18 protein-coding genes are annotated in these 23,615 nt (G+C 64.4%); 4 read left to right on the top strand and 14 right to left on the bottom strand.

The window, feature by feature from the left end; translation table 11 throughout:
* The coding region (locus PXJ20_RS06080) for a UTP--glucose-1-phosphate uridylyltransferase (RefSeq protein ID WP_421057414.1) at window positions 1–381 on the bottom strand (381 nt) is incomplete at its 3' end.
* 107 nt (window positions 382–488) lie between these two features.
* Window positions 489–1,652 carry a hypothetical protein gene (locus PXJ20_RS06085; protein ID WP_421029542.1) on the bottom strand — a complete coding sequence of 388 codons (1,164 nt, stop codon included), beginning with the start codon at window positions 1,650–1,652 and terminating at the stop codon, window positions 489–491.
* A gap of 673 nt (window positions 1,653–2,325) precedes the next feature.
* On the opposite strand from PXJ20_RS06085, the gene PXJ20_RS06090 reads away from it, so the two are divergent.
* Complete coding sequence (locus tag PXJ20_RS06090; protein ID WP_017776362.1) at window positions 2,326–3,327, top strand: GlxA family transcriptional regulator; 1,002 nt, start codon at window positions 2,326–2,328, stop codon at window positions 3,325–3,327.
* A 356-nt stretch (window positions 3,328–3,683) separates the two neighbouring features.
* On the opposite strand, the gene PXJ20_RS06095 is transcribed toward PXJ20_RS06090, so the two are convergent.
* From PXJ20_RS06095 to PXJ20_RS06115, 5 genes are all read right to left on the bottom strand, one after another.
* The gene (locus tag PXJ20_RS06095; RefSeq protein WP_421029543.1) at window positions 3,684–5,066 is read right to left on the bottom strand and encodes an undecaprenyl-phosphate glucose phosphotransferase; all 1,383 of its coding nucleotides are present in this window, start codon (window positions 5,064–5,066) and stop codon (window positions 3,684–3,686) included.
* Between the two features lie 622 nt (window positions 5,067–5,688).
* Window positions 5,689–7,146: a sigma 54-interacting transcriptional regulator gene (locus tag PXJ20_RS06100; protein WP_421030930.1), complete on the bottom strand. Its 1,458-nt coding sequence runs from the start codon at window positions 7,144–7,146 to the stop codon at window positions 5,689–5,691.
* Between the two features lie 259 nt (window positions 7,147–7,405).
* A complete protein-coding gene (locus PXJ20_RS06105; RefSeq protein ID WP_421029544.1) occupies window positions 7,406–9,199 on the bottom strand; it encodes an MASE4 domain-containing protein in 1,794 nt (597 codons plus the stop codon).
* Between the two features lie 191 nt (window positions 9,200–9,390).
* Complete coding sequence (locus tag PXJ20_RS06110; protein WP_421029545.1) at window positions 9,391–12,273, bottom strand: winged helix-turn-helix domain-containing protein; 2,883 nt, start codon at window positions 12,271–12,273, stop codon at window positions 9,391–9,393.
* Between the two features lie 384 nt (window positions 12,274–12,657).
* Window positions 12,658–13,434 (bottom strand): SDR family oxidoreductase, encoded by a 777-nt coding sequence (locus PXJ20_RS06115; protein WP_421029546.1) that lies wholly within the window; start codon window positions 13,432–13,434, stop codon window positions 12,658–12,660.
* Window positions 13,435–13,502: 68 nt separating this feature from the next.
* On the opposite strand from PXJ20_RS06115, the gene PXJ20_RS06120 reads away from it, so the two are divergent.
* Window positions 13,503–13,994: a winged helix-turn-helix transcriptional regulator gene (locus tag PXJ20_RS06120; protein ID WP_277596434.1), complete on the top strand. Its 492-nt coding sequence runs from the start codon at window positions 13,503–13,505 to the stop codon at window positions 13,992–13,994.
* A 32-nt stretch (window positions 13,995–14,026) separates the two neighbouring features.
* On the opposite strand, the gene PXJ20_RS06125 is transcribed toward PXJ20_RS06120, so the two are convergent.
* Window positions 14,027–14,782: an SDR family NAD(P)-dependent oxidoreductase gene (locus tag PXJ20_RS06125; protein ID WP_421029547.1), complete on the bottom strand. Its 756-nt coding sequence runs from the start codon at window positions 14,780–14,782 to the stop codon at window positions 14,027–14,029.
* Between the two features lie 135 nt (window positions 14,783–14,917).
* On the opposite strand from PXJ20_RS06125, the gene PXJ20_RS06130 reads away from it, so the two are divergent.
* A complete protein-coding gene (locus PXJ20_RS06130) occupies window positions 14,918–15,835 on the top strand; it encodes a LysR family transcriptional regulator (RefSeq protein WP_421029548.1) in 918 nt (305 codons plus the stop codon).
* Window positions 15,836–16,048: 213 nt separating this feature from the next.
* Window positions 16,049–16,672: a flavin reductase family protein gene (locus tag PXJ20_RS06135; RefSeq protein WP_421029549.1), complete on the top strand. Its 624-nt coding sequence runs from the start codon at window positions 16,049–16,051 to the stop codon at window positions 16,670–16,672.
* A gap of 54 nt (window positions 16,673–16,726) precedes the next feature.
* Here the strand turns inward: PXJ20_RS06135 and PXJ20_RS06140 are convergent, their stop codons facing one another.
* The 6 genes from PXJ20_RS06140 to PXJ20_RS06165 all read right to left on the bottom strand — a co-directional run bounded on the left by PXJ20_RS06140 (window position 16,727) and on the right by PXJ20_RS06165 (window position 23,609).
* Window positions 16,727–17,170 (bottom strand): MarR family winged helix-turn-helix transcriptional regulator, encoded by a 444-nt coding sequence (locus tag PXJ20_RS06140; protein WP_026121766.1) that lies wholly within the window; start codon window positions 17,168–17,170, stop codon window positions 16,727–16,729.
* A gap of 92 nt (window positions 17,171–17,262) precedes the next feature.
* The gene (locus tag PXJ20_RS06145) at window positions 17,263–18,021 is read right to left on the bottom strand and encodes a maleate cis-trans isomerase family protein (protein WP_421029550.1); all 759 of its coding nucleotides are present in this window, start codon (window positions 18,019–18,021) and stop codon (window positions 17,263–17,265) included.
* Window positions 18,018–19,049, bottom strand: coding sequence for a carbon-nitrogen hydrolase family protein (locus PXJ20_RS06150; RefSeq protein WP_421029551.1), 1,032 nt, complete (start codon window positions 19,047–19,049; stop codon window positions 18,018–18,020). Before PXJ20_RS06150 ends, PXJ20_RS06145 begins: the two co-directional genes overlap by 4 nt.
* 37 nt (window positions 19,050–19,086) lie before the next feature.
* Complete coding sequence (locus PXJ20_RS06155) at window positions 19,087–20,037, bottom strand: fumarylacetoacetate hydrolase family protein (protein WP_413212133.1); 951 nt, start codon at window positions 20,035–20,037, stop codon at window positions 19,087–19,089.
* Window positions 20,038–20,086: 49 nt separating this feature from the next.
* Window positions 20,087–21,211, bottom strand: a complete 1,125-nt coding sequence (locus PXJ20_RS06160; protein ID WP_126878408.1) for a cupin domain-containing protein — start codon at window positions 21,209–21,211, stop codon at window positions 20,087–20,089.
* Between the two features lie 70 nt (window positions 21,212–21,281).
* Window positions 21,282–23,609 carry a bifunctional salicylyl-CoA 5-hydroxylase/oxidoreductase gene (locus tag PXJ20_RS06165; RefSeq protein WP_421030931.1) on the bottom strand — a complete coding sequence of 776 codons (2,328 nt, stop codon included), beginning with the start codon at window positions 23,607–23,609 and terminating at the stop codon, window positions 21,282–21,284.
* Window positions 23,610–23,615 lie beyond the last annotated feature (6 nt).

Genomic DNA, 23,615 nt, shown 5'->3' on the forward strand with positions numbered 1-23,615 from the left:
GAACGGGTTGTCGCCCACGAGCTTTTCGGCGCACAGCACCGCGTGGCCCAGGCCCAGCGCTTCGGGCTGCCGCACGTAGAAGCAGTCGACGTGGCTCGGCTTGATGCTGCGCACGAGTTCGAGCAGCTTGTCTTTGCCGCGCGCCTCGAGTTCGGCCTCGATCTCGTAGGACTTGTCGAAGTGGTCTTCAATGGCGCGCTTGCTGCGTCCCGTCACGAAGATCATTTCGGTGATGCCGGCGGCCATCGCCTCTTCCACCGCGTACTGGATCAGTGGCTTGTCCACGATGGGCAGCATTTCCTTCGGGCTCGCCTTGGTGGCGGGCAGAAAGCGCGTGCCGAGACCGGCCACGGGGAATACCGCCTTGGTTACTTTGAGCATGTGAACTCCGGAGTGAGGTGAATGCGCGGGGAAGCGGCGGAGGCTTGCGGAGTGCGGCTTCGTGGCGACGTGGTTCGCGTCAGGCTGCGGCGCGGATTCACGGCAGCTCAGGCGCCGAGCCCGATCGCAGCACGCAAGCCCGCGCCGAATGAATCGAGCAGCAGTTCCTGCGCATGACGCTCCAGCGTGTCGCGCAGCAGCGCCATCTCCTTGCCGGAAAACAGGCGCAGCGCGTCTGCACTCGCCACGAGCTGACGCGCGGCCTCGTGATCGAACGCGGCACCGAAGCCGTTCAGGCGCGCCTGTTGCGCCTCGGACAACGGCGTGCGCTCGCACAGGCCATCGGCGCCCGGACCATCAGCAGCGCCGATCAACGAGGTAAGCATGACGTCGGCGGCGGCGAGAAGCTGCACGTCGCACGCGACGTCACCGTGGGCGACAGCGGATCCCGCATGGCTCACGCGCCCGCCAAAACGTTCGACGAGGCGACGCAGCTTCGGCCGGTCGAGCGCGCGGACCTTCCCGTGCAGCGCGAGGTGCACACCCGGCACCTCGGCCAGCCGCTCCGCAGCGGCAAGCCATGGCGCCGGGTCGCCACCCGCGGCGGGATCGAGCGCCGCCGCCATCACCAGCGTCGCGGGCGCGAAGTTGAAGCGCTCGCGTGACTGCCTGCGCTGCGCCAGAGCGAAGTGGCCGTGCCACGGGTCGGGCAGCACCACGATCTCGCGTTGACCAATGCGATGTCCGCGCAAGGCATCGTCGAACGCGATCAACGTGGCGTCGGCCGCATTCAGAGACTTCACCGCTTGCCGCCCTAATGCGCCGCTCTTTCCCGATGCCTTCAGTTCTCGCGCCAGCAGATCCTCTGTGTTCTGCATCAATACGGAAACGCGCGAGCGTGCAAATCGTTGCTTGAGCGAAGAGGCGTGAACAGAAAATGCATCGAGATATTCGTCGGCGCCCGGGAAAATCAGGTGAGCTGTTTGATCATGCGTCACCACTTCCGCGCATGCATTCAGCAACGCGTCCATGCGATCGGCATCCACCCGGCCCACAGCCGCACCGCCGAAGTCGATTGGCGCCTGCACGATATGCACCTGCTGCCACGCTGACATATCGAGCCGGGTCAATTCCGCGCTTGCGAAATCCATACGCGTAATGACGAAAATCGGGTACATTGAACGTTTGCGGATGGCCGATATCGCACTGGCAAGCACCTCCAGGCGAAAGCCGCGCGCCACCGGCTCGATGATCAAAATGGGTGTGGTCACGTCGCGAGACGCTCTCATTGTCGTGTGTGCGAGACTCGATACCGGTTGTTACAGGCGCCCATGCTGATATTTGCACCTCTTTCTGGATACCGAATCACGCAATCAAAAGGCATTACGCACTATTTCTGTCTGCATACGATAAGCCAGCAGCATTGGCATATTCCGACAAAGGTTTGTCATTTACGACCGTCGTGAACAATGTCGCGCGAAAGAATTGGCAACAATTTCAGTCGCGCCAAATGCAGCAAGCCACTCTCCAAAACCAGTATGACGCGGGCACATAAGCCGCGACCCCGGATGACCGTCCGAGGGCCTTCGACCCGGTACGCTCGCGTTGCGTCCGTCGTGCATGGCACGACCTCGTGCAGCCGCACGCGCGTTGGGGCGAACGGCTGCTAATGTCACACGCGATTCAAGCCCCATTTATGCACAATGATGAAAAAGCAAACGTTTCAACCGAAGACTATTGCCGGTTTGGCATAGCCACATGCGCGATATGCGCTTCAATTCGGCATTAATAATTCGCTTATCTGACCGTGGACGATATCCGACAAATTATTGGCGAAATCGGCCAGTAAATTACGCTTGAGATAAACGCCAGGTAGCATCGAGCGACCAATTAATCCGCCTCAATGCCAGTCGGAGTGGACCACCTATCTTTCGGGGAAGTCAGATGGAGTGCATTGTCAACGTCCAGGTCAATCGTGCAGCACCGGCGAGCGTCATGCCTGAAACGCGCATCACAAAACGTATTGGCATCGCGTTGTTCAACGGCTTTGCCCTTCCTGGTGCCGCCACGATCGTGGAAGTCTTCCAGGCTGCGAACGACTTCACCAGTTCGCAGCGCGGCGGCACGCGCTATGAGGTGTGCCTGCTCTCGGCATCGGGCGGCCGCATCGCAAGCTCGTCTTCCGTGTTCGTCTGGACCGAGAGTGTGGAGGCGCATCGCCTCACCGACCCGTTTCATACGCTCTTCATCGTGGGCGGCGTGGGCGTGAGTCACGCGCTGCGCGACGAGCGTCTCATCACGTGGCTGCGCCGCGCGTATCCGCGCAGCGAATCCATCGTGCCTATCGGCGAAGGCCGGCTGCTGCTCGAAGCAGCGGGTATCGCGCAGACGGCAGGCAACGACTCGCACGGCGAGCGCATGGGCGAGCTCACGCGCAATGCACCCGGCAACCGCATCTTATCCGAGTGCGTGAATCCATTGCGCAGGGCGCTTGCTGTCGTGCAGGAAGACCACGGCTCGGATGTGGCGCGGCAGATCGGCAACTGGGTGGCGCCGCCCGCCGAAACGCAGTTCACGGCCATCGTGCGCAAGAACGCGTCCATCTGCATCAGCGAACAGATTCAGGCTTCAGCACGCTGGATCGAGGCGAACGGCGACCGCCAGGTCTCCATAGACGACGCCGCGCAGGTGGCCGCCATGAGCGAGCGCAATTTCCTGCGGCGCTTCAAGATGGAAATGGGCGTAACGCCTTCCGAATACCTGCTCTACGTGCGCCTCGACATGAGTTGCCGCCTGCTTACCGAAACGAATCTACCCGTCGACAAGATCGCACGCCGGTGCGGCATTGGCAGCGGCGGACGTCTCTCGAAGCTGTTCCGCAAACACCTCGGTTCGACGCCGACCGAATATCGAGCAACAAGGCGGCCTGCGGTCAAGACCATGTAGCTGCGCCGCGCACATAGTCCGCCCAGCATGACGTGAAACGACAGAGGGGGTCGCGCGACCGGAGCCGCGGCGCGCAGGTCACGTCATGCAGCTTGCGTATGCGTCTGATGTAACGCGTGAGGTTTGGCCCCGTTTGCGCCCGCCTGTTGTATCGGCGGGTTCTTTTTTGGGGCGAATTCGCGGGGGCGCTACCGGAACACAAGCGCATGCTCGCGCGCCCAGCGTGCGTGGCCTGGACGGACGAGCAAGCGTTGGCTGGGAGACTAACGAAGAAAGCAGAGAACAGCGGAAAGAGCGGAGCCAGCAAGAACCGCCGAGGCGACCGGAGCGCCCGCGCTCCCGCCGCTCAGCCCAATTCAATAAGCATTACGATGCATGAAGCCCTTCGCGATGGTCGCGAAGACGATGCGCATGTCGAGCGCGAAGGACCAGTTGCGCAGGTAGTAGAGATCGTGTTCGACCCGACCCTGCATCTTCTCGAGCTGGTCGGTCTCGCCGCGGTAGCCGTTTACCTGAGCCCAGCCGGTGATGCCGGGTTTGATGCGATAGCGATGGATATAGCCGTCGACGATCTTCCGGTACAGCTCATCGTGCTCGATGGCATGCGGCCGCGGCCCCACTACGGACATATCGCCCAGCAGCACGTTGAAGAACTGCGGCAGTTCGTCGAGGCTCGTGCGTCGCAGAAACGCGCCCACACGCGTGATGCGCGAGTCGTTGCGCGTAGCCTGCCGCACCACACCGGGTTCTTCGCGATGCACGCGCATGGAGCGGAACTTGTAGATACGAAAAACGCGTCCGTCCGCGCCCTTGCGGAACTGCGTAAAGAGCACGGGCCCCGGCGACGAGAGCTTCACGGCAATGGCGATCGCGAGCAGCAGCGGCGAGAGTGCGACGAGCGCAACGGCGGCGAAGCAGCGGTCGAACAGTTCCTTCTTCAGCTTCGCGTGAAGCGGCAGCGGCGAGGCCATCAGGTTGATGGCGGGCACGCCGATCAGCTCGATCATGCTGCTGTCGAACAGCGTCATGTCGCTCACGTCCGGGATGAAGCGGATGTTCACGAGGTCGTCGCGAAACTCGTTCACAACGCGCGCGATCATGCGCTCCTCGGACAACGGCAGCGCGAGCCACACTTCCTGCACACGCTCGGCGCGCACGTACTGCACGAACGCGTCGAGGTTAGCGAAGGCAGGCAGCGTGGCGTGCCCGGCAGCGTTGCCGGCGTCGCGCAGATCGAAGCGTGCGCATGCGCGAAAACCGCTCGCCGCCGACACCTCGATGTTGCGCAGCACCTGATCGGACCGCCCACCGAACCCGACCACTGCGACGCGCCGCAAATTCAGTCCCGCGTTGCGCAGTCGGGCGAGCACGAGGTGCGAGGCCACCCGCGAAGCGACCAGCGCAACGCCCGTCATGGCGGTCCAGTACGCGAACCACAGCCGCGAGATCAGCACGCTCTGGTGCAGAACGAACATGAGCGCCACGCCACAGGCCTGCACCACGAGCCACGCGAGCAGCAACTGGCCCGCATGGTGCAGCGTCGAACGGCCCCGCCACGATTCGTAGATGTCGAAGGCCGGCAGCACAGCGAGCGCAAACGCTGCGGCAAACGCGATGAAGGCAGCGGGAGAATGCGCGTCTGCGAGTTCCTCGAAGCGGATACGCGACGCGAGCGCGCCGCCGCCCACGATCAGCGCGACATCCACTGCGCGCGCGAACACTCCCTGGAATCCGGCCATGTCTGCTTTCTCCGTTGCGAGGATGCGTAGCTCAATTCGAAGCGAGGTCGTGCAGGCGAGGAAGACAACGACCGGACACAAGCGATAAATCGGTTAGCGGATCCATTACCGCATTTGATTTGTCATTGCCATTTTTCGATCAGGCATTCGGCTTGACTTTCAAGATGCCATTTCCAATATCGGAAATAGCTGCAAAAAATCGCCGCGTGAATAGCGCTCCACCGCGACCACATTCGGGTGCGAAATCACGCGCGTGCTCACGCTAAAACGGCAAGCCGCTCCCCTCGCCGCCTACACGATCGATAGACCAAACGGCCTTGAAAGACGGGCCTCACAGCGAAACGCTGCGAGCGCATCGCGCTCGCCCGGCTTGATGCAACCCATGGCTAGAAGGATATGGCAAGCCAAATGTCGAATTCCGTCACGCTCGTGATGGATTCCGCCAAGTTGCTGCACGCGCACATAACGCCGATTCAAGTAAGCATCGGCACGACGCAGGAAAAGGAAATGCCCGATTGAGAAAAACGGGAGAAATGCGAAAAAAAACGCGGAAAAAAAGCGGAAATAAACGCAATGTTCAGGTCAGGCCCGTTGCGGCGCTCAACGCGCCACAACGCCGCCGTCAGACCGGGTTTCCGCTATCGCCGGACGGTGCGCCGGCCTCCGGCGCCGTGCCGCCATCGGGAGACGCCGGGGTTGTGTCGTCATGGGTTGCGTCTTGAGGTGCGTCTTCCGCCGCCGGGCGCATGCCATACGCATTCATGAGCCGGTACAGCGTGATGCGCGACACGCCAAGCGCTTCGGCCGCTTCGCCCACGCGGTTTCGCCGCCGCAACAGCGCGGCTTCGATGGCGCGCTTTTCAGCGGCCTCCCGCACCTGGGCGAGCGTCATCGGCCCCTCGTCGGCAGGACGCAGTTCAAGGTCGTGAGCAGAAATGAGCCGATGCTCCGCCAGCACGATGGCACGACGCACCCGATTGATGAGTTCGCGCACGTTGCCAGGCCAGCCGTACGAGCGCATCGCCTCGATGGCGTCGGGCGTGAAGCCGCGAATGCGCCGCGTGCTGTCCGAGCGGAACTTCGCCAGCATGTGATTCGCGAGCAGTTCGATGTCGGCGCCGCGCTCGCGCAGCGGCGGCTCGTCGATGCGAAGCACGCACAGGCGGTGAAACAGGTCTTCGCGAAAGCGTCCTTCACGCACCGCGCCTTCAAGGTCAACGTGCGTGGCCGAGATCACGCGCACATTCACCGCCACGGATTGCAGGCCGCCCAGCCGTTCGATCTTGCCCTCCTGGAGAAAGCGCAGCAGGCTTGCCTGCGCCTCGATAGGCATGTCGCCGATTTCGTCGAGAAAGAGCGTGCCGCCTTCGGCCGCTTCCACACGGCCGGTCTTGCGCTGCGTCGCGCCCGTGAACGCGCCCGCTTCGTAACCGAAGAGTTCGGACTGCAGCAGGTGATGCGGAATGGCTCCGCAATTCAGCGCGACGAATGGCGCGCCGCGGCGCGGCGAGTGTTCGTGGATAGCGCGCGCCGTAAGCTCCTTGCCCGTGCCCGATTCGCCGGAGATGAACACGGGCGCATGGCTCGTCGCGATCTTGCGGATGGTGCGAAAGAGCTGCCTCATCGCATCGCATTCGCCGATCATCGCGTCATGACTCGCCCCTTCGGCAGTCTGCAGCTGGGCGCCCAGCGCGCCCATGCCGAGCGCATGCCCCAGCCGCTCGGCGAAGCGGTCCCACGGAATGGGCAGCGTGACGTAGTCGAAACAATATTGGCTGATGAGGCGGCGCACGGTGGGATCGGCGAGCTGTTTGGTCTTTGCGGTGGCAACCCAGCCGAGCGGCGAGGTCTTCAGGCAAGCTTCGAGTTCCGCGAAGTCGCGTGGTGCGAAGCCGGACAGGTCGATGAAGCCTGCGGTGCTCGCGCCGCACGCCGCCTTTTCCGCGCGAGCCGGCGTACGCGCGGCCACGACTTCCCAGCCGGCCTCGCGCAGGTAGGCCATCAACGATTCGTCATGCTGACGGGCCACGTAGACGAGCCGCCGCACGTGAGCGTCCGCGCGCGCGTCGTCGCCGGCCACTTCCGCCGCATGCGTCTGAAGCGTATCGGTCTTCCCTTTGGGCACCTTCTGCACGTTCTTGTCCGATGAAAATGGTGTCGCTGGATGCAGCGCGGCCTGTCGTTCATCATAGGCGTCCGCGCGGCGCGGCCAAAATCCCGCAGCATGCAGTGTGGCGATTTCGGGCCGCGTGCTGTATCGGTCGTGGCCGTAATCGGTGTAGGACTTGTGGACCCGGCGTAGGAATTTTCCGATTTCGTGGCGCTCGCGGCACACGCCGTCAGCGGATCGTATTCGGCAGGGTGCCGTTCTGCGGCGCCGGCTGGCCGCTGCCACCGGTCGCGTCCGCGCTGAGCGGAAGATGGACCTCGACGTGCGTCCCCTTTCCCGGCGACGTATCGATGCGCAACGTGCCGCCCACCAGATACGCGCGCTCGCGCAGCCCCACGAGGCCGAACGAAGTGGGTTTGCGCGTGCTGCCCGGGTCGAAGCCAACGCCGTCGTCGCGAATGGTGAGGGCGAGCGTGCCGTCACGATAACGCAGGTCCACTTCGGCGTGCGAGGCCTGCGCGTGCCGCGCGATGTTCGCAAGCGACTCCTGAACGATGCGAAACACGGCCGTTGCATAGGGTTCGGCCAGCGCGAGGTCGGCCGGCTCGATATGCAATGAGCAACCCATCCGGTAACGCTTTTCGAAGTTCTCCACGAGCCATTGCGTGGCCGCGGTGAACCCGAGGTCGTCGAGCATCAACGGACGCAGGTCGGCGGCAATGCGCCGCGTGGACCCCACGGCGTCGGTGAGCAAACCATGCATGCCCGCAATCTTGCGCGCGAGCGCCGCGTCGTCCTGAGGCACGCGCTCCATAAGCCACTCCAGATCGATTCGCAAGGTGGCAAGCGTCTGCGCGAGTTCGTCGTGCAGTTCGCGCGCAATGCGCCGCTGCTCCGCTTCGCGCGCCGACGCGCTGATGGCCGACATCTCGCGCAACTCCTCACGCGACGCGGCAAGGTCACGCTGCGCGCGCTGGCGCTCTTCCACCTCGCGCCGCAGTTCGTCGTTGGATGCGGTGAGTTCCGCCGTGCGCGCCATGACGCGCTGTTCGAGCTGCTCGTTGGCTTCGTTCAACTCGTCGGTCTTCTCCTGTACGAGGCGGTGCTTGAAGCGCTCGCCTTCCAGCGCCCGCACCGTCTTCGCGTACAGCTTGCCATTCTCGAACAGCAGCGCGAACAGCACGACGGTCGAAGCGAGAGAGCCATATACGCGCCCCGCGTAGAAACCCAGGTCGAAGCGGCCGTGATTGAGTACCGCGGACACCGCGATATCGCATAGCCACGCAACGAGCACGATCATCACGCAAAGATCGAGCACCGAGCGCGGCGTGCGGCGCCACACCGCCACGAGCGCGGCCACGTTCAGCGCCCAGACCGTGCCCACCACGACGAATATGCCCGACGCCATGGTCGAGCCGCGCATGATGCGCGGCAGCGCGTCGTGCCAGGTGGTCGCAAGGAGGATGAAGGCGACTGCGCCCACCGCCACGCCGACAACGCACAACGCAACCGGTATGGCGGCACCGCGCGCCGACGCGGGGCGCGAGCCGCCCTCGCCGCGGCTCGATGCATAGCCCATCACCGCGACGGGAAACGCGCCGTGCCAGAACATATAGAGCCAGGCGGTGGTCTGGTCGTGCGCGCCGAGCAGTCCCGACGGCGCGAACAGCCCGGGAAAACTCAGCATGTGCGCGCACGCGATCAGGCTGGAAAACAGATAGCCGCCCGCAAGGAGCAGCAACGAACGGGAACGCAGAATCGAGAACTGGCTGAGCAGCAGCCAGGCCGTGACCAGGTCGATGACGATGATCGCGGTTTCGTAGACGGGAATGAAGGCCCAGACCGCAGGCAACTGCACGCGCGCAAACGGCGCAAGCGCGGCCAGCATCGCCACGGAGGCGACCATCATGACCGCCGCAAGCCGGCGCTGGCGCCGGTCGGGCGGCAGCGTCGACAGGAACAGATGCGATACGTCCGTGAGCGCCCTCAATTCGCCTCCCCCGATGGCCTGACCCGATCGCATGCAATGGCCCACCTACCGTTCGCGAATCGGAAACTTATTCTCGCACATGAAAAACCTGCCGTAACTACCGGGTTTTTGTGGGTTTTCGGGGCCTGTTTTCGCAGGCATAACGCTATGCGCCAGGCATCGTCGTCACGCTTTGTCGCGCGACCTGGAGCCCAGACAGCGGGCGTTTGCCGCGTCAACGGCCGCTACTGCGGCAAACGCGGTGCGCCCATGGCGGCGCGAATCTCGGGCGCCGCCGCGAGCGGCCGGTCGAGGTCGCCTGTCACGGCCGCGACGGTGCGCCGCGCGGCACTATCGCCGTAGGGCGTGCCGAGTATTTCGTCCTGGATGCGCTCCAGCGCCTCCTTGTACCAGCGCGCACCGCTCTGCTCGCAATGACGGCCTGCCTCGCCGATCACCGCGAGCGCTTCACCGTCGCGTGCTTCGTTCATGAGTGCGCGCGCGAGCTGGCCCGAGAGCATCGGCAGCGGCGCGAGAAAGCGCGTGGCCCGCAACGCGGCAATGGCGACCGCGAGGCGCGCCGTGGCGTCAGGCCCAGGCTGCGTCAGCGTGGCGAGCCAGGCGTCGTAGCAGGCGCAACAGGTACTCCAGATCGTGAGGCCGAAACGCGTGGACAGGCGCAGCAATACGCCGATGCCCTGCTTCGCCGCGGCCGCATCGCCATTGAGGAGCGCGAGCGGCACAGCCGCCTCCACGAGCACGTAGCACGTGACGATCTCGTGGTCCGCGCGCATGGCGGCGTGAAAGCTCTGGGCGGCCAGTTCGCACGCGTCGTGCCGTTCGCCTTGCGTCCACAGCACCCGGGCGAGCGTGGCCCGCGCGACGACGCTATGGTCGATGCGAAAGCCCGTTGTGTGCCAGCGCGCAAGCGGCGCTTCGTATTGCCCGATCATCTGTTCGAGCAACTCTCGCGCGCGCGGCTGATTGCCCGCGTAGTGTTCCGCGATGCCTTCCACGCGGGCCGCGAGCACGGCATGAATCGCCTCGCCGGTCGCGCGCGCCTGCTCGCCGAAACGGCGCGCGAGCGTAAGCGCCTCGCGGGCGCGTCCGCCGTATTGATGCCAGTTCCACAAGCCCCAACGCGCGCGCAGGGCGTGCCCCGTGTTGCCGGCGCCCAGCGCGTGATCCAGTACGCGCGACCAGGCCTCGCGTGTTTCTTCGTGCGGGCCGTCCGTATAGACGGCGGCTGCCGCGAGGCCGGCAACCAGCGTCATAGGCGTTTCGGGGTCGACGGGCGAGGCGGCCTCGCCTCGCTGCGCGATGCGTCGCAACGCTGCGCGGGCACGGCTGCAGCACTCCTCCACCAGCGAAAGCTCATACAGCCATGGGACCGTGATGGCCGCGAGTTCGACTCCCACCGCGGCATCCCCGGCGCCTTCGAGCGTCCAGTCGAGCGCAGCACGCACGTTGCCGAGTTCGCGAGTGAAGTGCATGAGCCATTCTTCGACGGGCTGCTGGGTCCATTGCTTCTGCAATTCGCGAAGCAGCGTCAGGACGAGGGAGGCATGCGCGTCGGCGGCGCGGGCGCGCTCGCCCTCGTCGTCGAGTTGCTGCCGGGCGTACGCGCGGGTCGTCTCGAGCAGGCGATAACGGTAGCCCGCGCCTTCCGGTTCCGTGGCAAGCAACGAGCGCGCCGCGAGTCCGCTGAGTGCATCGAGCGTCGCGATTGCGGTGAGGCCCGCGTAGTCGCCCACGGCGCGTGCGGCGTCGAACGTGAAGCTGCCCACCAGCATGCCCAGCCAGCGCAACAGCTTCTGTTCTTCCTCGCCGAGCAGGCGGTAGCTCCAGTCGAGCGTAGCCTGCAGCGTTTGATGGCGCGGCAACGCCGTACGGCGGCCGCCCGTGAGGATGCTGAAGCGGTCGTCGAGGTTCGCCGCGAGCTGGCCGAGCCCCAGCACGGCCGCGCGCGAGGCAGCCAGTTCCAGTGCGAGCGGAATGCCGTCGAGCCTGCGGCACACGTCTGCGGTAAGTCGAACGGCGGCTTCGTCGAGCACGAAATGCGCACCGTCGGCCTGCGCGCGCGTGAGGAAAAGCTGCACGGCGGGCGTGTCGAGCACGTCGCTCACGCCGACCGTGGGCGAAGGTAATGCGAGGGGCTGAACGTGGTGGACCGTTTCGTCCTGCACGCGCAGCGCTTCGCGGCTCGTGGCCAGCACGCGGATGCGACCGTCGGCTGCCACGAGAGACTCGGCGATGGCGGCGGCGATGTCGAGTATCTGTTCGCAGTTGTCGAGCACGATCAGCGCCTCGCGCTGGCGCCATTCGTCAGCGACTTGCGCCAGCGCAGCGGGGCCCGCCGCAAGCCGGCTGCCCATGGCGACCGCGAGCGCATCGAGCGCTGAGCGCCAGCCATCCGCGGCCGAAAGCGGGACGAACACCACGCCATCCGCAAACTCATGCTGCAGGAAATACGCGAGTTCGATGGCAAGGCGGGTCTTGCCGATGCCGCCCGTCCCGACGAGCGTCACGATGCGGTGCGCGCGCAACGCATCGGCTATCCCGGCGAGCGCTTCATGCCGGCCGATCAACTCCGGCATACGCGCAGGCAGCGGTTGGCGCGACCTTGACCTGGCGTCGGATAGCGCCGGCTCTTGAGGGTTGTCCGAAACCGACGGTTGCGCCGTGCCTTCGCGAGCGGGTTGCGATGAGTCGACGGGCGCCTGCACGACGGGCCTTGCCATCGGCGTTGTAGTGGGGCTTACAACGGGCTTCGACGAGCCTTGCCCAGGTCTGCCCTGCTTCACCGGGCCGGGCGTGGAAAGGCTCTGCGGCGCGCCGTCCAGAATCAACCGATACCCTCGCCCAGGCACCGTACGAATACGATCCCGCTCGCGGCCGAACACGCGGCGCAGCGCGCAGACGTGCACTTCGAGGTTGTTCTTTTCGACCACCGTGGTCGGCCAGACGCGGCAAATGATGTCGTCTTTCGCCACAACGTCGCCTCTCGCCGCAATCAAAAGCGCGAGGATGTCGAAGGCCCGGCTGCCTGTGCGCACCTTGCGCCCGTCCACCCGCACTTCGCGGCGGTCGAGCAAGACTTCGAGTTGCCCGATCTTGATCGTCTTCATGAGAAGGAGTGGTGTTGAAGACCATGACGCTGGCAATCAACTGCTGCCCATGCTCACATGCTTCGATGCCGCGTCGAATGGCAACGGCGATCACGGGGACGGCGGCGCACCGCCACGTCGTTGCCCGACGACAGCGGGAGACCGGAGTGTACAACGACAAAAGGACGAGACAGGGTGCACCGCGCACGCCGGAGCGGCGGTGGGTCGCAGGGCGCCAGCGGCGAAGGGAACGCTTAAAGGGGATTGCGGCCGGCGAGTCGTGCTCGATCCCGCACCAGTGCGTTGCTTCGTCGCCGCAGCGACGAAACTCAATTTCAGAACAATGGCCGCGGAGTTTTTTTCAGAGAAGCAGCGCGAACGCCAGACCGTATCGAGATGACCGGCCTAAGGCAGCGCTTCTTCAGACCGGTCGTTGAAGGCCTGAAACTGCTCACGGTATTTGTCGTCACCCTGCTGCGCCGCGAACCGAAGCGGATGCACGCGTTTGACGAGCACTTCGCGCACGTCGGGCTGGGTCTTCAGAATCGTCATGACCTCGTCGATGAATTCGGCAAGCGGCATGGCGTTCGGATCGGTCGCCTGATGTGCGCCCAGCAGTTCGGTCTGCACATAAGGCGGCACGATCTCCACAACATCCACCGACGTATTGCGCAGCTGATAGCGCAGCCCATCGCTGAAAGCATGAATGGCCGCTTTCGTCGCGCAATACGTGGCGGTGGGCGCGAGCGTGAGGAACGCCAGTCCCGACGACACGAACATCACGGTGGAGCGCGCCTGCTTCTTCAGATGCGGCAGCAAGGCAGCCGTGAGACGTATCGGCGCGAGCAGATTCGTCGTGATGGTCGATTCGGCCACCGTGAGATCGACCGGCTCTTTGCGCCAGTCCTCCAGCGCCATGATGCCCGCGTTGTTGAGCACGGCATTGAGCGTCGGATAGTCGTGCACGAGCTTCGCTGCGAAGCGTTCGATGGCGCCGGCGTCGCTGACGTCGAGCACGGCTGTTTCCATGCCGGGATTCGCCTCGGCCACTTCACGCAATGCCGCCTCGCGGCGGCCCGCGATGATGACCTTGTTGCCAAGGCCGTGGAACGCTTCGGCCAGCGCACGGCCGATGCCCGAGCCGCCGCCCGTGATCAGAATCGTATTTCCGGTGACGTTCATCGTGTTCTCCTGGGGTTGACGTAGCGGAGCATAATTCCGTCAGTCTCTTTCCGGAAGTAGGCACTTTTATGGCCGATACGAACACGACGGTAAGTAATGGGACAACTGCGGCGACACCCAGGCAGACACCCACGCAGACCCACTCCGCAGCCGGCAGGCGAGTCGTATTTCAATCGCCACACGGCACGCCGTCCACGCCCGAAATCGACGACATGGTCATGCAGGCCATCGCGCGCATTGCCGACAAGTGGACCATGTGTGTGCTGGAAGTGCTGGCACAGAACGGCGTGCTGCGTTTTACGCGCATCGGCGAACTGGTGGGCGGCATCAGCCAGCGGATGCTGACGAAGACGTTGCGGCAACTGGAAGACGACGGCTTCGTGACACGCACCGTTTACCCCGAAGTGCCGCCACGCGTGGAGTATCAACTGACCGAACTCGGATCGAGCCTGTGCGCGGCGTTTTGCAGCGTGTGGCTATGGGCCGAGGCGCATGGCAGCGAATTGCGCTCTATCAAGGCGTCGCGCCGTCCGTCGCGAGCAGCGAAGGACAGCGCGTAGGCGCTGATGAAAAGCCCGCGTCCGCGGCCACGTCAGATCTGCTGCTGGCCGCCGTCGACGAAGAGTTCGGCGCCATTCACGAAGCTCGAATCATCCGAGGCAAGGAACAGCGCGGCACTCGCGATTTCGTCGGCCTCGCCGAGGCGGCCCATCGGAATCAGCGTGGCGAGATAGTCGAGCAAGCCTTGCTGTTGTGCGGCGTCCGGGCCCGCAAGTTCGGCAAGGCCAGGCGTACGCGTGGCGCCTGGGCTGATGGTGTTGATGCGAATGCCGCGGTCCTTGAGGTCGAGAATCCAGCTGCGTGCGAAGGCACGTACGGCAGCCTTGGAGGCTGAATAGACGCTGAACGCGGCCGTTCCGGCGCTGCCCGCCGTCGAACCCGTCAGGATCACTGAAGAACCCTTGCCGAGCAGCGGCAACGCCTTTTGCACCGTGAACAGCATGCCCTTGACGTTGCGGTCGAACGTATCGTCGAAGTGCTCTTCAGTGATGCTGCCAAGCGGCAGCATCGACCCGCCGCCGGCGTTCGCAAACAGCACGTCGAGACGGCCCTTCTCTTCGCGAATCTGCGCATAGAGGCGGTCGAGTTCGGCCAGCTTCGTCGAATCGACGCGCACGCCCGTGGCGCCCGCGCCGATCGACTTCACCGCCGCCTCCAGTTCCGCCTCGCGGCGGCCGGTAATGTAGACGTGCGCGCCTTCCGCCGCGAAGCGACGGGCGCTGGCGAGGCCGATGCCACTGGTTGCGCCGGTAACGAGTGCGATCTTGCCTTCGAGTTTGTGTGCCATGACGTTTCTCCTTCGTTCGTTCAATGCGTGAATGAGGTACTGCGGTTCGGTGTTCGTACTGCGATGTGAGGAGAATATCGACGACCTCTTCTTTTCGAAATAGAATTAATCGAAAACCAACGTTGCAGAAATGAAATGACGAAACTGCCCGATTTCGAAGGACTCGCGATGTTTGCCCAGGTGGCTGAAGAAGGGTCGTTCGCCGCGGCGGCCCGCGCGATGGGCGTGTCCGTCGCTACCGTCTCACGCGGCGTGGCGCGTCTTGAAGACCGGCTGGGCGCACGGCTCTTCAACCGCACGTCGCGACAGCTCGCGTTGACGGCGTTCGGGCGCACCATCTGCGAGAAGGCGAGCGAGATCTATCGCCAGGCGGAAGAAGCGGAAAGCGCGGCGCGCGAGATGTCGGTGCAGCCGCGCGGGCTCGTTCGCCTCGCCGTACCGATGTCGTTCGGCTTGCGCTGGGTCGCGCCGTTGTTGCCCGGCTTCTTTCGCACGTATCCGGAGGTCAGCATCGATCTGCACCTGTCCGATGCAACCGTCGATCTGGTGGCCGAGGGCTTCGATGCGGCGCTGCGCATCGCGGCGTTGCCCGATTCGTCGCTGGTGGCGCGCCAGCTGTGCACGGTGAAGCAATTCGTTGTGGCATCGCCCGAATACCTGAAACGCGAGGGCCGGCCTACCCATCCGCGCGAGCTGGCCGACCGTCCCTGTCTCTCGTACGCGTACCGCGCGCGCAGCGACGTTTGGCGCTTCACGAACGACGCTGGCGACGAGGAACCCGTGACGCCCGTGGGTCCGCTGCGCGTAACCAATGCCGACGCGCTGCTGCCCACCTTGCTTGACGGACTCGCCATCGCCGAGTTGCCGGAGTTCATCGCGGCGGCGTATCTGGCCGACGGTCGACTGGAGGCCATCCTCACCGACTGGTCGCTGACGACGGGCGGTCTGTATTTCGTCACGCCGTCTGCGCGTGCACGGCCCGCGAAAGTGAGCGCGCTATCGGACTACCTGGTAAAGCATCTGTCCGAGCCTTCGTGGCAGTGGCCGAAGTGATACGAGAATGCGACGCGAAGAGGTAAAGGGCAACGCGCCGCTGCAATCGCTTTTCGACGGCAACCGTTGCATGGCACAGGCAACCGCGCTCGCTGTCCAGCCGCTGCAAGCAACTACCGTCTCCTGCAAGTATTTCGCGTGGGCTCGCCGAACCGCCGCCGTTTCGAATTACGCTTGCTTCATGACTTCGTCCCACTTCAAGCCAGGCGCCCGATGATCAGCAACACGATGCATAGCTACCAACCCGAAAACGGACACGGATTGGTCCACGATCCGATTCCGGCCATTCTCGGTCCGCGCCCGATCGGCTGGATCTCCACGTCCGACACCGAAGGCCGTCTGAATCTCGCGCCCTACAGCTTCTTCAACGTCTTCAACTACCGCCCGCCACTGGTTGCCTTTTCAAGCGTAGGCAAGAAAGACAGCGTGCGTAATGCCGAAGCCACGCGCGAATTCGTCTGCAACCTGGCGACGCGCGACCTTGCAGAACAGCTCAATCAAACAAGTATCGAAGCCGGTCCCGAGGTGGACGAGTTCGTTCTTGCGGGGCTGACTCCAGTTGCCTGTTCTGTCGTGGCGGCTCCACGTGTCGCGCAGAGTCCGGTCGCGCTGGAGTGCCGCGTCACGCAAATCCAGCAGTTGACTCGCGCCGACGGGCACGCGCTCGACACGTGGATGGTGATGGGTGAAGTGGTCGCCGTGCATATCGATCGCGCGTTGCTGCGCGACGGCGTCTACGACACTGTGAGCGCACGGCCCATTCTGCGGGCAGGCGGCCCCGCGGACTACTTCGAGATCCTGCCGCAAGGGCGTTTCACGATGTATCGGCCGAAGTAGGTGTGGCCGGCTGAGGTGTGGTCAGCTGAGGTGTGGCGGAGCGGGTGCGCCACATTACGCCGGCGGCCGATGCCGTTCGATGAGTTCGCGCAGAATGTCCTTCAACGTATCGATCTTCTGCTGGCTGAACGGTTCGAGAATCGCGCGTTCGTGTTCCTCCGCGAGCGCGATCAGCCCTGCGACAAGGCGCCGCCCGTTGCGCGTGACCCGAACCAGCGTATAGCGCCGGTCGTCGCGGCTCGTGGAGCGCTCCACATGCCCCTGGGCCTCAAGGCGCAGCAGCAGACGCGTAACGGTGGGCTGCTTGCTGACCGTCATCTGGGCCAGCACGGAAATGCTCAAGGGTCCGTTACTGGCGAGTGTCGACAGCACCCGCCATTCCAGCACCGAAAGCCCGCGCTGCTCGACCACCGCATGAAACTCGGTGGAAACGAGATGCCAGGCCTGACCGAGCAGCGCCGGCAAATAGTCGTCGACAAACGCCTTGGTTTTGGACATGCCCGTCGCTGCCTCATCGTCTTGCGGAACCAGCAGCGATTCTACCTGCCCCGCGGTGTCGGTCCGCGAGGCATCGGGTTGCGCAGACACCGTCAATGCGTCCCGTCCAGCAGCGACCCAAACCCCGGCACCGCGGCGCTCAAACCCAGCCGCTTGAGCATCTGCCATGTCGTTGCTACGGATGACGAAAGAACGGGCAAACCCACGCGGTCTTCAATCGGCTGAACCGATGCCAGCGACGGCATCTGCACGCAGGCCGAGGCCACCACCGCATCGACGTTGGCCGTGTTAAGCCGCTTCGTGATCTCGATGGGCGCACGCGAGTCCTGACGGCCCACCTCCAGGTTGTCCGAAATTTCCAGCGAAATGCTGTCCACCACCTCGATGCCCTCGTTCTCGATGTAGTCGATCACGAGTTGCGTGAGCGGCTTCATGTAGGGCGTGAGAATGGACACGCGCTTTGCGCCCAGCGCATGCAGGCCATCCACGAGCGCGCCCGCGCTCGTCACGACTGGCGCCGGCCCGCCGTTCTCCTGCGTGCGACGGGCTAGCCGTTCTTCGGACACGCGATGGTAGCCGCGCCCCATGCTCATGATCGCCACGAGGCACGCATAGCCGAGCACGTCAACGCGCGCGTCCGAAAGTTCGAGCGCGCAACGGTCGCTGTCCGCGTCCATCGACGCCAGCTCTTCCTTCGTGACGTGCTTCATGCGCATGCGGCTGGAATGGAACGTGAAGCGCTCCGGCGCCACGGCCTCGCGTGCGCGCAGAATTGCGGGAATTTCCGTTTCCATTGTGGTGTTCGACGACGGCACGATCTGGCCGACGCGGTAAGTACGGGCGGCGCTCAAGGCTGCGTCTCCTGGTTGAGGTCGAAACTCGATTCCGCGGCAACGTTGAGTTCGTCGTATGCCGCGGTGTCTTCGAAACGCGCTGCTTGCAGAGGGCGGCGATTCACGCGCAGATCGAACACGTCGAAGCGGTTGTAGTGGCCGGTGATGTCGTGCATCTGTCGCGGTTGAATGCAGCGCGACAGATCGATATCGGCATACACGATGCCTTCCTCGTCGATGAGGGGCTGCCCGATCACGCGCCCATCCGGACCGAGTACGCCAGAAAACGCGCTGTTCCGACGGGCAAGCAGTTCGCGAGACTGCGGATGCGTCGCGGCCATCGCCTCGATGATCTCTTCGGATACCGTAGAACACGAGACGATGGTGAACAGCTTGCCCTCGAAGCAATGGGCCGCCGCGCGCACCTTGATGGCTTCTGCCATGTCGTAGTCCGCAGGCGCCACGGGCAACGCGATATAGCTGGCCACGTGCACGAGTTCGCCCTGCGCGAGCAACGCGAACCGCGCGAGCGTATTGGTGTTCTCGCCGCACGCCAGCGCGCCGAGCGGCCCGATGCTGGTGTCGTGCACGCGCAGCGCCGAGGCGTCGCCCGGTGCCCACGTGAGCTTTTCGGCCCACGTCGGCACAAGCTTGCGGTGACGCCCCAAAATGCGACCGTCGTCAGCAATGGTGACCACCGTGTTGTAGAGCGTACCGATGCCATGCCGGTTGCGCTCGTTCACGCCGATCACCACGTTGATGCGATGCCGTGCCGCGGCCTGGGCAATCTTCGCGATTTCTGGGCCCGGCAGTTCGATCGCGGAACGCGCGAGCTTTTCGAACCACGGGCTTGCCTCCACCGGGTTCATGATCCAGCTCCAGTACGGATAGCCGGCTACGAACACCTCGGGAAACGCCACGAGCCGGGCACCGCTGTCGGCGGCTTCTTCGATGAGACGGCAGACCTTGTCCACCGTCGCATCGGTTTGCAGAAACGCCGGCGCGGCTTGAACCGCAGCGGCCTTGAATTGCGGAAGTTCGAGCATGACGCGATCCTTCTGTCCGTGTGCGTGTGAGTACGCGTTAAGCGCGGCGCGCGTTGGCGCGCTCGAAGCCGGCACTGCCCACGCCCACCACGGGATTGCGCAGTTCGCCGATCTTTTCCAGCGTCGCTTCGATCACGTCGCCGGGCCACACCCACTCCTGCGGATTGCGGCCTGCGCCCACCCCTTCCGGCGTGCCCGTTGCGATGATGTCGCCCGGCTCCAGGGTGATGCCTGCGCTGATATCCGCGATGAGCGTCGGCACCTTGAACAGCATGTAGCGCGTGTTCGAGCTTTGCTTCGTCACGCCATTCACCTTGAGACTCAAATCGAGCACATGCGGGTCGGGAATTTCGTCGGCCGTGACGATGACGGGACCGAACGGCGCGTACGTGTCCTGCCCTTTCGAGTAAATCCATTGACCCGCACGTCGACAGTCGCGTGCACTCATGTCGATCAGCAGGCTGTAGCCGAACACGTGCCGCAGCGCGTTGCCTTCGCTTACGTTCTTCGCGCGCGTACCCATGATCACCGCCAGCTCCACTTCCCAATCGAGCTGCTTCGTGATGGCTTCGTTGTGCTCGATCGAATCGCCCGGGCCAATCACCGTGGTGGGCGGCTTGCTGAAGATGACGGGCTGTTTCGGCAGTTCTTTGGACGTGTCCAGCGTGCGGCTCGATTCGGCCACGTGTTCCACGTAGTTGAGGCCAATGCCGAAGATGTTCTTGCGTGGCCGCGGAATAGGCGCGAGCAGCTTCACGTTCGCAAGCGGCACCGTTGTGCCGAGCGGCCAGCGTCCGTCGTATTCGGCAAGCAACGCCGTGGTGGCGGCCACCGTTTGCGGGCCGAGGTCGATGAATTCCAGCATGTCGTCCGGCAGCGCGTGGCCCGTCTGCTCGCCGAAGCGCTGCAGGTCCACCACGGTGTCGTTCACGATGGCCCCCAGACGTGCCGCGGCGCCAACGTGAGCGCGGAAGGTTACAAGTCGCATGTCATTCTCCAGAGAAGGTTCGGGCTCTTAAAGGAAAGCGCCGTCGCGGTTACGCCAGCGGCTGAAAGCCGCCGTTGTCGGCCAGCGCTTCTTCGCGATACAGGCCAAGTTTTTCCATGACGGGCAAGTCGTTGAAACAGAACAGGCACGCGTCCTCGCTGTTGCTCGCGTTCGCGTGCTCGTGCCACGCCCATGACGGCACGCAGAAGATGTCGCGCTCCTGCCAGTCGAAGCGGTGGCCGTTGACGATGGAGTAGCCCCGCCCCTTCGCCACCTGATAGATGAAGCTGCCCGTGTGGCGATGCGCCTTGCCGGCGAATCCGGCCGGCAGCAGTTGCATGCTCGCGCCAATCGTCGACATCACATGGCCGCCTGTCACGGGATTCGTGTAGTGCATCAATGCGCCGTCGAACGGATCGGGGGCACACGCTTTGGCGTAGCGCTGCAACGTCTCATACGTGGGGGCCCACTCGTATTTGAAGAGCGGCGAATACGGCTTGTTCCAGCGTGCCTCGTGCGGCCGCAACCCGGCGCCGCCCCAGCGCGACACGGCATCGTCCACGGGATAGCCCACCGCCTGCTGCAAGTCGGGATGCACGGCGTAGAAGCCCGCCTCCAGGGCGTTGACGAGCGGAATATCGAGACCGTCCTGCCAGATGCAGGGCAGGCCATCGGTCTCCACGCCGTGTTCGTGCCACGTACCGTTCGGCGTGAGCACGAAGTCGTTCGCGCCCAGCGTCATCTTGTGGCCGTCCACGATCGTGTAGGCGCCCCGCCCTTCCATGATGAAGCGCAACGCCGACGACGAATGCGCGTGCGCCGACGCCCGCTCGCCGGGGTGCATCACCTGCAACCCCGAGTACAGCCAACCCACCGCCGCCGACACATCGCGACGCCCGGGGTTGTTCAGATAGATGACGCGACGCCCAGCGCGCTCGGGCGTGACGAGCGCGACCGAGCGCAGCACGTGCTCGCGCAGGTCCGCATAACGCCACAGCACCGGCACCGATTCCGACTGCGGCTGCCACGGTTCGATCTTGTTCGCTACGGTCCACAGCGCGCCCGTCTTCAGGCGATCGAGTTCCGCGTAATACGACAGCAGTTCGGGCGTATCGGCCACGTTTGCGCGTCCCGCCACCTCTTCGCGATACTGATCGTACGGTTGAGTGGTCATCGTCAATCTCCCAGGTGTCGATGAAATCCGGATTGCGCGGCCACGCACGCTCGCGCCGGATGACGCGCGCTCATGAGCGGCCTCGCGCGAAGCTGCGTTCCAGCTGGTCTTTACCGGGCAGCCACGGTGCGGGCCATTCCACGTCCTTCCAGCCCATCTGCGCGCTTTCACGCAAGAGCCACGACGCATCCGCGAGATGTGGACGCGACAGCGCGCAAAGATCCGCGCGGCCCGACGCGACGATGCCGTTCACCTGATCCGCTTCGGTGATCGCGCCCACCGCGATGACCGGCACGCCCGCTTCGTTGCGGATGCGGTCGGCCATCGGCGTCTGGAACATGCGGCCATACACGGGTTTCTGCTCTGCCGAGACTTCGCCCGACGACACGTCCACGAGGTCGGCACCGGCCGCATGAAGGCGCCGCGCGATTTCCACCGCTTCGTCCACGGTCGTGCCGCCTGCCACCCAGTCCGTGCTCGATATGCGCACCGAAAGCGGCAGATGGGCCGGCCACGCATCGCGTACAGACGCCAGCACTTGCAGCGCAAAGCGCAGCCGGTTCTCGAGCGAGCCGCCGTACTCGTCGGTGCGGTGATTCGTGAGCGGCGAGATGAAGCTGGACAGCAACTGCCCGTGGCCCGCCTGGAGTTCCAGCCAGTCGAAGCCGGCCTCCAGAGCGCGCCGCGTTGCGGCGACGAAGAGCGAGCGGATCTGTTCGAGATCGGCACGGCTCGCTTCGCGCGGCACCTGCGAAACGCCGGGCAGGTACGGCAGCGCGCTTGCCGAAACGAGCGGCCAGTTGCCGTGCGCGAGCGGACGATCGGGCTGCTGCCAGCCCAGTTGCGTGGAGCCGCGTCGCCCCGCATGACTCAACTGCACGCCGATACGCGCGCTGCTGTGCGTATGAACAAAATCGGTGACGCCTCGCCATGCCTGGCTCTGCTCATCGTTCCAGAGGCCCGGGCATCCCGGCGTCATGCGGCCTTCGGCACAGACCGCCGTCGCCTCGGTCAGCACGAGCCCCGCACCGCCAAGCGCGCGTCCACCCAGATGAACGAGATGGAACGACCCAGGCACGCCGTTCTCGCTCGAATAAAGCAGCGTGGGCGAAACCACGACGCGGTTCTTCAACGTCACACCGCGCACCGTGTAAGGAGTGAGCAGCGGCGGCCGCGGCCGCTCGCCTGCCGCGGCTGGTGTTCCGGCACGTTGTGCGAGCCAGCGCTCGTAATCGTCCAGCCACTTCGGGTCACGCAGGCGCAGGTTCTCGTGCGAGATGCGTTGCGAGCGCGTGAGCAGCGAATAGGCGAACTGTTCTGGCTCCAGGTCTGCATAGCGCGCGACGTTCTCGAACCACTCCGTGGAATTGCGCGCGGCGTTCTGGATTTTCAGTACCTCGACGCTTCGCACCGCTTCGTAATGCGCGAGTGCGTCGTGCAGATCGTCGGGCTTGGCCTTGAGCACATTGGTGAGCTCGATGGCATCTTCGAGTGCCAGCTTGGTGCCCGATCCAATCGAGAAGTGCGCCGTATGCGCCGCATCGCCCATCAGCACGACCGGCACTTCGCGGCCGGCATTTCCGTCTGGCCGCGTCCAATGCACCCACTTGCCGCAGATCACGCGCGGAAAGCGAATCCAGATGGCCGAGCCGCGCAGGTGTGACGCATTCGAGATCAACCGCTCGCCTTGCAGCCACGGCGCGAAGAGTTGCTCGCAGAAGGCTATGCCCTCTTCCTGCGACATCTTGTCGATACCTGCGGCGTGCCACGTCTCGTCGGTGGTCTCCACGATGAACGTGGAGCGACCTTCTTCGAAGCGGTAGGCATGCGCCTGGAACCAGCCGTGCTCGGTCGGCACGAAGATGAACGTGAACGCGTCGAACAGCCGGTTCGTACCGAGCCAGACGAAGCGGCATTGGCGCTGATCGATGTCCGGTTGAAACGTCTCGGCGTAACGCGTGCGCACGGGGCTGTTGATGCCGTCCGACGCGATCACGAGATCGGCGCCGTAATGTCTTGCCACCTCCTGATCGTCGCGCACCTCGGTCTCGAATACGAGCTGCACGCCGACCTGCTCGCAGCGCGCCTGGAGAATGTTCAACAGCTTTTTTCGGCCGATGCCGATGAAGCCATGACCACCGCTGCGAACGCATTGGCCCTTGAAATGAATGTCGATGTCGTCCCAGCGGCTGAACTCGTCGGCAATCTGCTGGGCCGACACAGGGTCGGCTGCGCGCAGATTGTCGAGCGTGGCGTCGGAGAACACCACGCCCCAACCGAAGGTGTCATACGGGCGGTTGCGCTCGATCACCACCACTTCGTTGGACGGATTCTGGAGCTTCATCAGCAACCCGAAATAAAGCCCCGCCGGGCCGCCGCCGATACACGCAATTTTCATCATCGT

Origin of the sequence: Paraburkholderia sp. A1RI_3L (genome assembly GCF_048957895.1) — a bacterium.
Taxonomy (GTDB): domain Bacteria; phylum Pseudomonadota; class Gammaproteobacteria; order Burkholderiales; family Burkholderiaceae; genus Paraburkholderia; species Paraburkholderia kururiensis.

Coding starts and splice junctions, on each gene's coding strand:
- PXJ20_RS06130 (WP_421029548.1), top strand. CDS start 14,918: ATGACGAAACTGCCCGATTTCGAAGGACTCGCGATGTTTGCCCAGGTG.
- PXJ20_RS06155 (WP_413212133.1), bottom strand. CDS start 20,037: ATGCGACTTGTAACCTTCCGCGCTCACGTTGGCGCCGCGGCACGTCTG.
- PXJ20_RS06165 (WP_421030931.1), bottom strand. CDS start 23,609: ATGAAAATTGCGTGTATCGGCGGCGGCCCGGCGGGGCTTTATTTCGGG.
- PXJ20_RS06105 (WP_421029544.1), bottom strand. CDS start 9,199: ATGCGATCGGGTCAGGCCATCGGGGGAGGCGAATTGAGGGCGCTCACG.
- PXJ20_RS06090 (WP_017776362.1), top strand. CDS start 2,326: ATGGAGTGCATTGTCAACGTCCAGGTCAATCGTGCAGCACCGGCGAGC.
- PXJ20_RS06125 (WP_421029547.1), bottom strand. CDS start 14,782: ATGGCACACAAACTCGAAGGCAAGATCGCACTCGTTACCGGCGCAACC.
- PXJ20_RS06120 (WP_277596434.1), top strand. CDS start 13,503: ATGGCCGATACGAACACGACGGTAAGTAATGGGACAACTGCGGCGACA.
- PXJ20_RS06140 (WP_026121766.1), bottom strand. CDS start 17,170: ATGTCCAAAACCAAGGCGTTTGTCGACGACTATTTGCCGGCGCTGCTC.
- PXJ20_RS06150 (WP_421029551.1), bottom strand. CDS start 19,049: ATGCTCGAACTTCCGCAATTCAAGGCCGCTGCGGTTCAAGCCGCGCCG.
- PXJ20_RS06095 (WP_421029543.1), bottom strand. CDS start 5,066: ATGGCCGGATTCCAGGGAGTGTTCGCGCGCGCAGTGGATGTCGCGCTG.
- PXJ20_RS06160 (WP_126878408.1), bottom strand. CDS start 21,211: ATGACCACTCAACCGTACGATCAGTATCGCGAAGAGGTGGCGGGACGC.
- PXJ20_RS06115 (WP_421029546.1), bottom strand. CDS start 13,434: ATGAACGTCACCGGAAATACGATTCTGATCACGGGCGGCGGCTCGGGC.
- PXJ20_RS06135 (WP_421029549.1), top strand. CDS start 16,049: ATGATCAGCAACACGATGCATAGCTACCAACCCGAAAACGGACACGGA.
- PXJ20_RS06110 (WP_421029545.1), bottom strand. CDS start 12,273: ATGAAGACGATCAAGATCGGGCAACTCGAAGTCTTGCTCGACCGCCGC.